General features: G+C 38.9%; 13 protein-coding genes. 2 read left to right on the plus strand and 11 right to left on the minus strand.

The window, feature by feature from the left end:
• The first annotated feature begins 392 nt into the window (after positions 1–392).
• Positions 393–1,217, plus strand: a complete 825-nt coding sequence (locus A3EO_RS0100005) for a DUF5718 family protein (RefSeq protein ID WP_018345451.1) — start codon at positions 393–395, stop codon at positions 1,215–1,217.
• A 47-nt stretch (positions 1,218–1,264) separates the two neighbouring features.
• On the opposite strand, the gene era is transcribed toward A3EO_RS0100005, so the two are convergent.
• The 6 genes from era to A3EO_RS0100035 form a co-directional block, all read right to left on the minus strand.
• Positions 1,265–2,188: a GTPase Era gene (era, locus tag A3EO_RS0100010; protein ID WP_018345452.1), complete on the minus strand. Its 924-nt coding sequence runs from the start codon at positions 2,186–2,188 to the stop codon at positions 1,265–1,267.
• Between the two features lie 11 nt (positions 2,189–2,199).
• A complete protein-coding gene (gene rnc, locus A3EO_RS0100015; RefSeq protein WP_018345453.1) occupies positions 2,200–2,880 on the minus strand; it encodes a ribonuclease III in 681 nt (226 codons plus the stop codon).
• Between the two features lie 2 nt (positions 2,881–2,882).
• The gene (lepB, locus tag A3EO_RS0100020) at positions 2,883–3,854 is read right to left on the minus strand and encodes a signal peptidase I (RefSeq protein ID WP_013745972.1); all 972 of its coding nucleotides are present in this window, start codon (positions 3,852–3,854) and stop codon (positions 2,883–2,885) included.
• Positions 3,855–3,863: 9 nt separating this feature from the next.
• Positions 3,864–5,660: a translation elongation factor 4 gene (lepA, locus tag A3EO_RS0100025; protein WP_018345454.1), complete on the minus strand. Its 1,797-nt coding sequence runs from the start codon at positions 5,658–5,660 to the stop codon at positions 3,864–3,866.
• A 140-nt stretch (positions 5,661–5,800) separates the two neighbouring features.
• Positions 5,801–6,385: a Fe-S biogenesis protein NfuA gene (nfuA, locus tag A3EO_RS0100030; protein WP_013745975.1), complete on the minus strand. Its 585-nt coding sequence runs from the start codon at positions 6,383–6,385 to the stop codon at positions 5,801–5,803.
• 105 nt (positions 6,386–6,490) lie between these two features.
• A complete protein-coding gene (locus tag A3EO_RS0100035; protein ID WP_018345455.1) occupies positions 6,491–7,189 on the minus strand; it encodes a hypothetical protein in 699 nt (232 codons plus the stop codon).
• Positions 7,190–7,310: 121 nt separating this feature from the next.
• On the opposite strand from A3EO_RS0100035, the gene A3EO_RS0100040 reads away from it, so the two are divergent.
• A complete protein-coding gene (locus A3EO_RS0100040; RefSeq protein WP_018345456.1) occupies positions 7,311–8,129 on the plus strand; it encodes a Cof-type HAD-IIB family hydrolase in 819 nt (272 codons plus the stop codon).
• A gap of 70 nt (positions 8,130–8,199) precedes the next feature.
• Here the strand turns inward: A3EO_RS0100040 and A3EO_RS0100045 are convergent, their stop codons facing one another.
• From A3EO_RS0100045 to A3EO_RS0100065, 5 genes are read right to left on the minus strand one after another with little or no spacing between them, the layout of a single operon-like run.
• Positions 8,200–9,144, minus strand: a complete 945-nt coding sequence (locus A3EO_RS0100045; protein ID WP_018345457.1) for a transketolase family protein — start codon at positions 9,142–9,144, stop codon at positions 8,200–8,202.
• Entirely contained in the window at positions 9,137–9,958 is an 822-nt protein-coding gene (locus A3EO_RS0100050) for a transketolase (RefSeq protein WP_018345458.1), read from the minus strand. The genes A3EO_RS0100045 and A3EO_RS0100050 overlap by 8 nt, the downstream gene beginning before the upstream one ends.
• A 10-nt stretch (positions 9,959–9,968) precedes the next feature.
• Positions 9,969–11,321, minus strand: coding sequence for a PTS ascorbate transporter subunit IIC (locus A3EO_RS0100055; RefSeq protein ID WP_013745980.1), 1,353 nt, complete (start codon positions 11,319–11,321; stop codon positions 9,969–9,971).
• A gap of 18 nt (positions 11,322–11,339) precedes the next feature.
• A complete protein-coding gene (locus tag A3EO_RS0100060; RefSeq protein WP_013745981.1) occupies positions 11,340–11,612 on the minus strand; it encodes a PTS sugar transporter subunit IIB in 273 nt (90 codons plus the stop codon).
• 20 nt (positions 11,613–11,632) lie between these two features.
• The gene (locus A3EO_RS0100065; protein ID WP_018345459.1) at positions 11,633–12,070 is read right to left on the minus strand and encodes a PTS sugar transporter subunit IIA; all 438 of its coding nucleotides are present in this window, start codon (positions 12,068–12,070) and stop codon (positions 11,633–11,635) included.
• Positions 12,071–12,228: the final 158 nt, after the last annotated feature.

Consider the following 12,228-nt stretch of genomic DNA (forward strand, 5'->3'; position numbering starts at 1 on the left):
AACTTTACGTTTTATTGCTTAACCAAGCCCTGAATTCTATTGAGTCACTCAATTTGTTATCTACGAATGCCCACACAGATTGTCTGATAGTTTTTTAAAGAACAATGTCGCACTTTCGCGACAAGGTCGCCTATACTACTTATCTCGACCTTTATTGTCAACAAGATTTTTTCAAGTTTTTCTCTCTCTTGGATATTCACCGATATTGCTTAACCGGCGTTGCTCCTCTCTCGTTGCGTGAGGCGGCATTATAGGGATTTTTTTATGCCTTGCAACTGTTTTTATGACGAATATCACACTTTTTTATTTAACTGCCTAGAATTTCTGCAAAATGTATTGTTTTACATCAATTTTCTTTTTAATCTGTATTTTTTACCACTATGGAGATCACTATGGACTTAACTCAATTTATCGGTTTTGGTGTAGCCGGTAACTTTGCTGGACATTTAGAACAAGCCGGTGAGGCAAAAGATTTTGAACAGGTCGTAACAAAAGAAGCTTCTCAACCAAAAGCTATTTTCCCTTTTTATGTGCCTAATGCTGATAATTTTTTAGCAACTTTTCCGCTTTCATCCTCAACCATTCAAGCCCCTGTTGGAGCAGATAATTTACAAATAGAGCCGGAAGTTGCCGTGCTATTTAATATTAGTTATAACAGTAACAAAAAAGTCATCGCTTTATCGCCTTTTGCGTTTGCAGCTTATAATGATTGCTCTATCCGCAAACCTAATGCCAAGAAAATTTGTGAGAAAAAGAATTGGGGAAGTGCTTCAAAAGGTATTTCTAGCCGCTTTTTAGATGTTGATTCTTTGGATAAAGGCAAAAAACTCGATCATTATCGCATTGCCTGCTTTCACAAAAGAAATGATGTTTTAACTGCATACGGCATAGATAGCCCTATATCCGGCTATAATTATTTCAATCAAAAATTAGTAGATTGGCTCATTGACAGAATGAATAATCAGCCTGATCAAGGCCCGATGAATGACATTCCCGAATTATTGAAACAGGCAAATTATCCCTCTCAAGCAATTATCAGTATTGGTGCAACCAGATATACCGAATTCGGTGAAACCCATTATTTACAAGTTGGAGATACCAGTATCGTGGTCGTGTATGATGGAAGACAATATCATCATCAACAGATTGCGCAATTTGCCCAAGCCGAAAACTTCCCTGACGACATTTCTGCATTAATTCAAAAAGTGAGTGCTTAATGAATAAAAAACCTCAAAAATCTGCTTGCTTTTTGAGGTTTTCTTTTTTAGTCATCCATATAGCCTAGACTTCTTAACGCCCGCTCATCATCAGCCCAACCACTTTTCACTTTAACCCAAAGTTCCAAATGCACTTTCGCATCGAATAATCGCTGCATATCCTGTCGTGCTTCTGTTCCAATCGTTTTTAATTTCTGACCTTGATGGCCAATCACCATTTTTTTCTGTCCATCACGTTCAACTAAAATTAAGCCATTAATTTCATAAGTACCGCGTTCATTAATTTTAAACCGCTCAATTTCTACTGTGACAGAATAAGGCAACTCTTCACCCATAAAACGCATTAACTTCTCGCGAATAATTTCTGATGCCATAAAACGTTGAGAACGGTCGGTGACATACTCTTCCGGGAAATGGTGAACACCTTTACGTAAAGATTGGCGCACAATCGCTTTTAATTGATGCACATTATTGCCTCGCTGTGCCGAGATAGGCACAACCTCTTTAAATGAAAATTTTTCAGTCAACTGCTGGATGAAAGGCAATAGTTCATCTTTATTTTTCACATTATCAATTTTATTGATGGCCAACACTACTGGCGCTTTTGCACTGCGTAATTTTGTTAACACCATTTCATCATCATCAGTCCAATGGGTGCCGTCAACCACAAAAATGATTAAATCCACATCGCCGATTGCACTGCTCGCCGCACGATTCATCAAGCGATTAATCGCACGTTTCTCTTCAATATGAAGCCCCGGCGTATCAACATATACCGCCTGATATGCACCATCCGTATCAATTCCAACGATACGATGGCGTGTAGTTTGTGCTTTTCTTGAGGTAATGGATATTTTTTGCCCTAAAATTTTATTTAATAATGTTGATTTACCGACATTCGGCCGCCCAACAATAGCGATAAAACCACAATAGGTTTCTTGTTGATTGTCTGTTTGATGATCTACTGTCATTCTGCTCTCATTTATTTTATTTTTAATGCTGACAAAATTTTCTCTGCCGCAGCTTGCTCGGCTTTACGACGACTACTGCCGATACCTTCAAATAAAGTATCCGATTGTGAAATTTTACAAGTCACTTTAAAGGTCTGATTATGCGCTTCACCCTTAATTTCCACCACATTATAAGTCGGCAACGGTTGACGGATACCTTGTAGATATTCCTGTAAACGTGTTTTCGGATCTTTTTGATTATCGCCCGGCTTAATATCTGCTAAGCGTTGCTGATACCATTTTAAAATGGTTTCCTTCACTTTCTCAAAATTGCTGTCCAAATAAATCGCGCCAATAATCGCCTCCACACAATCGGAAAGAATTGAGCTTCTACGATAACCACCGCTTTTTAATTCACCCGGCCCCAATTTCAAATATTCACCCAAATCGAATTCTATTGCGATCTGCGCTAAAGTCTGCTCCCTGACTAATGTTGCACGCATTCGGCTTAAATCTCCTTCAGCGGATTTAGGAAATTGATGATATAACGCCTCACCAATCGTAAAATTCAAAATTGAATCGCCTAAAAACTCTAAACGTTCATTATGTTCGCTTGCCGCACTGCGATGTGTTAATGCTTGTTGCAATAACGCCATTTTTTTAAATTGATAACTCAATTTATTTTGTAATCTATCTAGATGTTGATTATTCATAACTATTTAATTTGTTTAAAGAAACGATCAGTCCGAATACCACTCGGCCACTCACCTTCTTTTTTATCTAAACTTAACCAAATCACCGTCGCTTTACCAACAATATTCCTTTCCGGCACAAATCCCCAAAAACGACTGTCATTACTGTTATCGCGGTTATCACCCATCACAAAATACTCACCTTCCGGCACCGTCCATTCACCGACAGCATTTCCATCCTGTTTGAAATAGTAAGGATCATAATTAAAACGATCCGGATTCAGTAAAATTTGATGCGTTACCGCACCTATTTCAGTTCGTTCAATTTGAGCATTACCGTGATATACGAATTCCGGATTAGGCTCAACCCCTTCATACTGATAAGTTTGGCTTTCGCAAAGATCCTGCCCACAAGCCGGTGTTACCGTTAAAACACCATTCTGCTGATCGTATTTAATATGATCGCCCGGTAATCCGATAACACGTTTAATATAATCCACATTCGGCTGCATTGGTGCTTTAAAAACAATAACGTCTCCACGTTTCGGCTCACCTAGCGCAACCCATTTCTCTTGAAAAACCGGATCTTTAATGCCGTACTCATATTTATTGACCAATAAAAAATCCCCGACTCTTAAAGTCGGCTCCATTGAGCCCGAAGGAATTTGGAACGGTTCATATAAAAAAGAACGCACAATTAATACTACTGCCAACACCGGAAATAATGAAGCAATAAATTCCGCACCTTCTGAAATTGGCTCAATTCTCGCTTTTTCTTCATCAGTTAGCTGTTTACCGCTACGCTGTTCCGCTCTGGCAATTTGACGTTGACGTTTCGGCTTCAACACAAAACGTTGATGACACCAGAAAATACCTGATAACACCGAGAACACAATCAACAAAATGGTAAATGTGTTCGGCAGTTGAAAATAATCCAATACTTTCCACAGGATAAATCCAACGACTAACAAAATAGGCAAGAAAAAGTTTGACATACTTGCTCCTTATTTATCTTTTCCAACGTGTAGAATCGCCAAAAACGCCTCTTGAGGGACTTCAACATTACCAAGTGATTTCATCCGTTTTTTACCCTCTTTTTGTTTCTGTAACAGTTTCTTCTTACGGCTGACATCCCCACCATAACATTTTGCCAACACGTTTTTCCGTAACTGTTTAACCGTTGAGCGTGCAATAATATGGTTGCCAATGGCTGCCTGAATTGCAATATCAAATTGTTGGCGAGGAATAAGCTCTTTCATTTTTTCCACCAACTCTCGACCACGATAAGGCGCATTATCTTTATGAACAATCAAGGCTAAAGCGTCTACACGTTCGCCATTAATCATAATATCCACCCGCACCATATCCGCCGCTTGGAAACGTTTAAATGAATAATCCAATGAAGCATAACCGCGTGAAGTTGATTTCAAACGATCGAAGAAATCCAACACCACTTCGCCCATTGGCATTTCATACGTCAATGCCACCTGATTGCCGTGATACACCATATGCGTCTGCACGCCACGTTTCTCAACACACAACGTAATCACGTTACCAAGATACTCCTGCGGCAATAACATATTACACTCAGCAATCGGCTCTCTGATTTCAGCAATATTATTTATCGGCGGCAATTTTGCCGGACTATCGACATAAATGACCTCGCCATTAGTCATTGCCACTTCATAAATTACTGTCGGCGCAGTGGTAATTAAATCCAGATCATATTCACGTTCCAAACGTTCTTGGATAATTTCCATATGAAGCAAACCCAAGAAACCGCAACGGAAACCAAAACCAAGCGCACTAGAATTTTCCGGTTCATAAAATAGCGATGCATCATTTAAACTTAATTTTCCTAATGCATCTCGGAATGCTTCATAGTCATCAGAACTCACAGGGAATAAACCGGCATATACTTGCGGTTTTACTTTTTTAAACCCCGGTAATGGTTTTAATGCAGGATTAAATTGTAATGTCAAAGTATCTCCTACCGGTGCGCCAAGAATATCTTTAATACCACAAACAACCCAGCCGACTTCTCCACACGATAATTCATTCGTATCAACCTGTTTAGGCGTAAAAATACCAAGTCTATCAACACCATAACTTTGCCCGGTGCTCATTACTTTAATCTTATCACCTTTCTTTAAGGTGCCATTTTTAATACGAACGAGGGAAACAACCCCTAAATAATTATCAAACCACGAATCAATGATTAACGCTTGTAGCGGCGCTTCAGGATCACCTTGTGGTGCCGGAATACGTTTAACAATCTCTTCCAACACATCCTCAACCCCAACGCCGGTTTTCGCCGAACAACGAACCGCATCAATCGCATCAATCCCGACAATATCCTCAATCTCTTCCGCCACTCTTTCCGGATCGGCTGCTGGCAAATCAATCTTATTCAAGATCGGCACAACCTCAAGATCCATCTCAATTGCAGTGTAACAGTTCGCTAACGTCTGTGCTTCCACACCTTGCCCGGCATCAACCACCAATAATGCCCCCTCACAAGCCGCCAATGAACGAGAAACCTCATAAGAAAAATCGACGTGCCCCGGCGTATCAATAAAATTTAACTGATAAGTTTCACCATTTTTCGCCGTGTAGTTTAAGGTTACGCTTTGCGCTTTAATAGTAATCCCACGTTCACGCTCCAAGTCCATCGAATCCAATACTTGCGCTTCCATTTCACGGTCACTTAAACCGCCACAAATTTGAATAAGACGATCCGAAAGTGTGGACTTACCGTGATCGATGTGAGCAATAATTGAGAAATTACGGATATTCTTCATAAATGGATAATTTTAATAAAATGGTTGGTTAATCAAATAAACCGCAAGATTTTACAAGAAACTAGCAAAAACTGCTACAAGAAAGGGATTTGTCGACAATATCAATATGGCAGGAAATTATCCTGCCATTGAATATTTTATTAATAATAAGAGTGTTCGCCGCGTTGATGTTCAGTAACATCTTTCACGCCGGTTAACTCACCTTCAAACTGTGCCAATAGCTGTTTTTCTACACCGTCTTTCAAGGTGACATCAACCATTGAACAGCCATTACAACCGCCGCCGAACTGAAGGATTGCTTCCCCTTTATCCGTAATTTCAATCAAAGTTATGCGTCCGCCGTGGTTTGCCAACTGCGGATTAATCTGTGTTTGAATAACATATTCAACACGTTCAATTAATGGTGCATCATCCGCTACTTTACGCATTTTGGCATTCGGTGCTTTTAAAGTTAATTGTGACCCCATTTCATCAGTCACAAAATCAATTTCCGCATCCTCCAAAAACGGCAAACTTAACTCATCAACAAACGCTGAAAATGTTTCATATTTCATTTCATGGTCTGTTGCTTCAACTGCTGATTTCGGACAATAAGACACCCCGCATTCCGCATTCGGTGTACCCGGATTAACGACAAAAATACGGATATTTGTTCCCTCTTCCTGTTGATCAAGCAGTTTACGGAAATGTGCCTGTGCCGCACTGGAAATCACAATTTGCTGCATAATTTATCTATCCTTTTTGTTAATACTTGACTGATATGGTCGGGAATAATACGCCTAATCTAAAATTTTTTCTACTCCCTCACTCAATTAAACCGAAAGGAAAAATCATTTTTGCGTTCTACACAATGCCCATACCTGAATTTCTGCCAACTCCTGTTGCATCAGGCAACGACAAATTGCCTCCATTGTCGCTCCGGTAGTGATAACATCATCAATTAACGCAATTCGCTTTATTTGCGCCGGAAGACGCTGTTTTAAGGCAAATGCCTGCTGCATATTTTGCTCTCTTTGCCGGCTATTTTTGCCTCGCTGTGTCGAGGTGGCACGTTGACGAATAACAACATTCTCTAAACAGGGAATATTCAACCACCGACTTAAATATCGAGCCAACAACGAAGATTGATTATAACCACGTTGCCATTGCCGCCGATGATGCAACGGCACCGGAATTAACAATTCCGGCAGATTTAACTGATGTGTCCTCCTTGCTTCTTTCACCGCCAATAACAATAATCTGGCTAAACTGCGATCCAACCAATAATCTTGCTGAAATTTGAAACGATAAATAAGCGATTGCAACGGATCTTCAAATGCGGAAACAAAGACTATTTTTTGCCATAACGGCGGAGTTAACAAACAAATACCGCAACGTTGTCGATCCTCCGGCAATTTTGTACCGCAACAACCACAATAGTGAAATGCCTTAATCTGTTTATAGCAAAACGAACAAAGTCCGTGCGCCGCAATCTGCAAGCGTCTTCCACACTGAATGCAACAAAAATCAAAAATATTATTCCGCTTCATTCCATTATCTTAATCAAAATCCTTAACTATTAATGAGATAGTGATAATTTTTGTGAAGAGGATCGAGAAATAAAGAAAAACTGCTAAAATTAACACTCTTTTCATTATTCCAAGGCAAGTTATGACAAAACCAGACATTAAAATTATCTTTTTCGATATTGACGAAACACTTTACGTAAAAAATAAAGCTATTCTGCCTACCAGCGTACCAAGCGTTATCCGCAGTTTAAAACATAAAGGCATTATCCCGGCTATCGCCACCGGACGAGCAAGATGTGCATTTCCGGAAAAAATTGATCAATTAATTAAGCAAGAAGGTATCGAATTATTTGTAACCATTAACGGCCAATATAATAGTTATAAAAATCAAGTTATTAGCAAACATCCTATTGCGACAACAGAGATTGAACGAATCATCCATTTTTTACAAATACACCAAATAGATTATGCTTTTGTCGGCAATGAAGCCATTGCAGTTTCCAATATCACGCCGCAATTAAAAAAGGCACTTGATCCGATCACCACCCGATATTTTATCGGCCAAGACTATTATAAAACGCACGATATTTATCAACTTTTGCTGTTCTATCCTGAATCACAAGACCAATTTATCGCCAATTCCGGCATTTTGGGTGAGCAATTTAAAACTGTCCGCTGGCACGATTATTCTGTAGATTGCCTTGTTGCAAGCGGTTCCAAAGCGAGCGGTATCGATGCCGTCGTCAACCATTTCGGCCTTACGATTGATAATGTTATGGCGTTCGGTGATGGCTTAAATGACATTGAAATGATAACCCACGTTGGCACAGGTGTCGCGATGGGCAATGCCCACCCCGAACTGAAAAAAATTGCCGATTATGTCACCGAAGATATTGAACACGATGGAGTTCTCAAAGGTTTATTGGCTTTAGGTGTGTTAACTGAAGAGGATTTAATTTAGGAATAGTAAAGTGGCTTAATTTTTCTTACAGAACAAACAGTTAAGCCACTTATAAACGCTTTCTTTTTAATTAAAACATTGATAATGCTTGTTTAACAATATCCTCCGCAGTGAGTTGGTACTCTTTTTGCAAAAAATCGACCGTTCCCACTTGCCCATAACGCTGTTTTATCCCTACTCTCCTCATTGGCACAGGACAATGTTCAACTAGTACTTCGGCAACTGCCGAGCCTAAACCGTTTTCAATACTATGATTTTCACAGGTCACCACTTTTCCTGTTTGTTGGGCAAATTTCACTATCGTTTCTGTATCTATCGGTTTTAAGGTAAACATATCAATTACAGCTGCGGAAATTCGATACTGTTCAGCTAAAATATCCGCCGCACGTAACGCTTCTGCAACCATAATACCATTAGCAATTAATGTTACATCCTTGCCTTGTTGCAACACTTTCGCTTTACCAATAACAAATTCCTCGTTGTCAGAATAAATTTTAGTTGCCTGCTTACGAATGGTTCTTACCCAATAAAATCCTTTTAACGAAGCCAATTGACGCACAATACTTTCCATCATTGCTGCATCCGTCATTTCCATTACAACAGTAGAAGCTAATCCCCTAACAATACCCATATCTTCGAATGACATATGCGTACCGCCATTATGTGCTGAAGTAATACCAGCATCGGAAGCAATCACTTTTACATTATTTTGTTGGTAATCCACTGACATAAACAGTTGATCCAAACATCTACGGCTAGCAAAAGCGGTAAAAGTATGAAAAAACGGGATATGTCCGGCTATCGACATTCCTGCTGCTAAACCGATACTATGCGCTTCCATAATGCCACAATTAATCACATGTTTCGGATACAACTTCTGTACTTTATCCATAGACATAGAGCTCATTAAATCTGCTTCTAAATCAATGATTAAAGGATTTTCTTGGATCAATTCAGCCATAGTAGAGGCATAAACTGCTCTCATTTCCAGAGTATCTTTCTCTAAATTACGCATTCTTAACCTCCAAATCTGCAATGGCCTTTTCAATCTGTGCCTTCATTTCATCATTTAGTCTTAAATGATGACTATTTTTCAAATCTTCCAAATAAGGCACGCCTTGACCTTTCTTCGTGTTTAGAATGATAACTCTCGGTTTGTCTTGTGCTGGTTCAGATAAAATTCGAGCCAACATTTGTACATCAGCACCATCAACAGCAAGGCAATTAAAACCAAACGCTGTAAATTTCTCCTGCAAATTAAAAGGATCTATGATCTCTGTTAAAGCACCATCCAACTGCATTTTGTTGTAATCCACCATCACAGTGAGATTAGTTAAACGATGATGAGCAATAAATTGAAACGCTTCCCAACATTGCCCTTCATTTAATTCACCATCACCCACTATACAAAATGTTCTGTTCGGTAAATTCCTTAATTGGTGAGAAAAAGCAATACCACTTGCAATTGACAAACCTTGTCCTAAAGAACCGGTTGTTGCATCAACACCAAGTGTTTTCAAACGATCCGGATGGCTTGGTAATAATGTGCCGTTTTGGTTAAGTGTTTTTAATTGTTCCAGTGGGAAATATCCTTTTAACGCCAATGTACTATATAAAGCCGGCCCTGCGTGACCTTTTGATAACACAAAATAATCTCGTTCACTCCAATCCGGCTTTTTAGGATCAATTTTCATTACTTTTCCATATAAGGCAGCTAAGGTTTCCACTACAGAAAGACTGCCTCCAAAATGACCAAATCCTAAATGAACCAACATTTTTAAGGTTTCGATTCGGATCTGATTCGCAAATCGGGTTATATCAGTTTCCATTCTCGTCTCCTTAATGATTAATTTTCTCTTTTTTTAGATAGTTATATGCCACTAATACAGCAAATAATCCGACAATCACTACAGTGATAATGTTTTTATCCCAATAATTAGCCATATTTCCTAAGATAATCCCAATGACACCAAAGTCCGCATCTGAGAAAGTCGTATTTGAGAAACCTAAACTTCCTAATACTGGTAATAGGAATACAGGTAAGAATGTAATTAATATACCGTGTGCAAATGCACCTAGAATTGCACCTCTTCTTCCACCCATTGCATTACCGAATACACCAGCTGTCGCACCACAGAAGAAGTGAGGAACCACACCAGGTAAAATAAGAACCCAGCTAAGCTGACCTAAAATAAACAACCCAACTAAACCACCAACAAAACTAGATAAAAAGCCAATCAATACCGCATTTGGTGCATATGGGAAAACAATCGGACAATCTAAAGCGGGTTTTGCATTCGGCACTAATTTTTCAGAGAAGCCGGTAAATGCCGGCACAATTTCTGCCAGAATTAAACGAACACCTTGCAAAATGATGAATACACCTGCTGCAAAAGTTACCGCTTGAATAAGCGCATAAACTAAATAATTTTGTCCTGCACTGAATTTTGTTTCAATAAACTCTGGGCCACTAGCAATCGCTAAGATGAAATATATCACCATCATTGTAAGAGAAATGGAGATGGAACTATCACGTAAGAAACTTAAATTTTTCGGTAAATTCATCTCTTCAGTAGATTTTGAACCTTTACCTGTCCATTCTCCAATTGCCCCTGCTAACACGTATCCTACTGTACCGAAATGCCCAAAACCCACGTCATCGCTACCGGTAATATGTTTCATATAACGGTGTGCAATATATGGAAAAAATGCCATTACCAACCCTAAAGACAAAGCACCGACAAAAATAAGTTGAACACCTTCAAATCCAGCAACAGTTAAGATAATTCCAATCATACAAGCCATATAGAAAGTATGGTGACCCGTTAAAAAGATAAATTTCAAACGAGTAAAACGAGCAATAATAATATTGGCAACCATACCAAATGCCATAATTAATGCAGTTGCTGTGCCATATTTTTGTAATGCTAATGAAACAATTGCTTCATTATTCGGAATAATACCTTGCACATTAAAAGCGTGTTGGAACATATCACCAAGCGGAGTCAGTGATCCTAATAAAACACCGGCACCACCACCTAGCACAATAAAACCTAAAATAGTTTTAATCGTGCCTTTAATAATGTCCGGTAATGCTTTCTTTTGCGCAACTAAACCGACCAATGCAATAAGTCCAACTAACACTGCCGGTACTTTTAAAATATCTAAAATAAAGAAAAGGAAAGCGTTCATAATAAACTCCTTCTAACATTAATTTTTTTGAAAATAGGCTGTAAGTTTTTGTTCATACTCCGCCAAACTTACAATATTGGTCACGACAATTAATTTATCTTCTGCAATACCGCTACTTGCCGCAATGTCTTTTGCCATTACAAAAACATCTGCATCATTCGGACTGACAGAAGCGAGATCGGTATGTTCAACTTCCGCCTCAATTCCCATTTTTTTCAACACTTTCTTGATGTTCATTTCCATCATAAAGCTGCTGCCTAATCCAGAACCACAAACTGCCATAATTTTCATCATAAACCTCCGAACTGTTACTATTGAATAAGAGAAAAAATTTCATCTATTGTTTTGGCATTGATAATTTGTTTTACCTTATCATCGTCGCCTAATAATTCTGCTAATTCTGAAAGTACAGAAAGATGAGCTGTACTATCTTTTGCTGCCAACATCACAATTAAATGTACTGGATCATTTTCATCCGAACCGAAATTCACGCCGGAAGAAACGACTAATAACGATAATCCTGTTTCTATTGCCCCATCTTCTGGTCTGGCGTGAGGCATGGCAATCTGCGGAGCAATCACAAAATAAGCACCGAGTTCCTCATATAAACGGAAAATATTATCGAGATAACGTGGCTCAATAATCTTCTCGCTAAGCAATGGTGTAGCACACAATTTCACTGCTTCTTGCCACGAAGTCACCTTTTCTATGCGTTGCAAATGCTTTTTTGGTAAAAATTGTTCTAACATAGTGCCTCCTTAAATCTTGTTCATAATTGCAGTCTAGAGGAGCTTTAATTTTCTATCAATCACCAAATTTCAATTTTGTGATAGCGCTAACATTTTATTTTTTCGAAGGAAGAGAATGGTATACTTAACCCTATTATTTTGACTCTATTTCACTCATT

Source organism: Gallibacterium anatis DSM 16844 = F 149 (assembly GCF_000379785.1).
Classification (GTDB): Bacteria; Pseudomonadota; Gammaproteobacteria; order Enterobacterales; family Pasteurellaceae; genus Gallibacterium; species Gallibacterium anatis.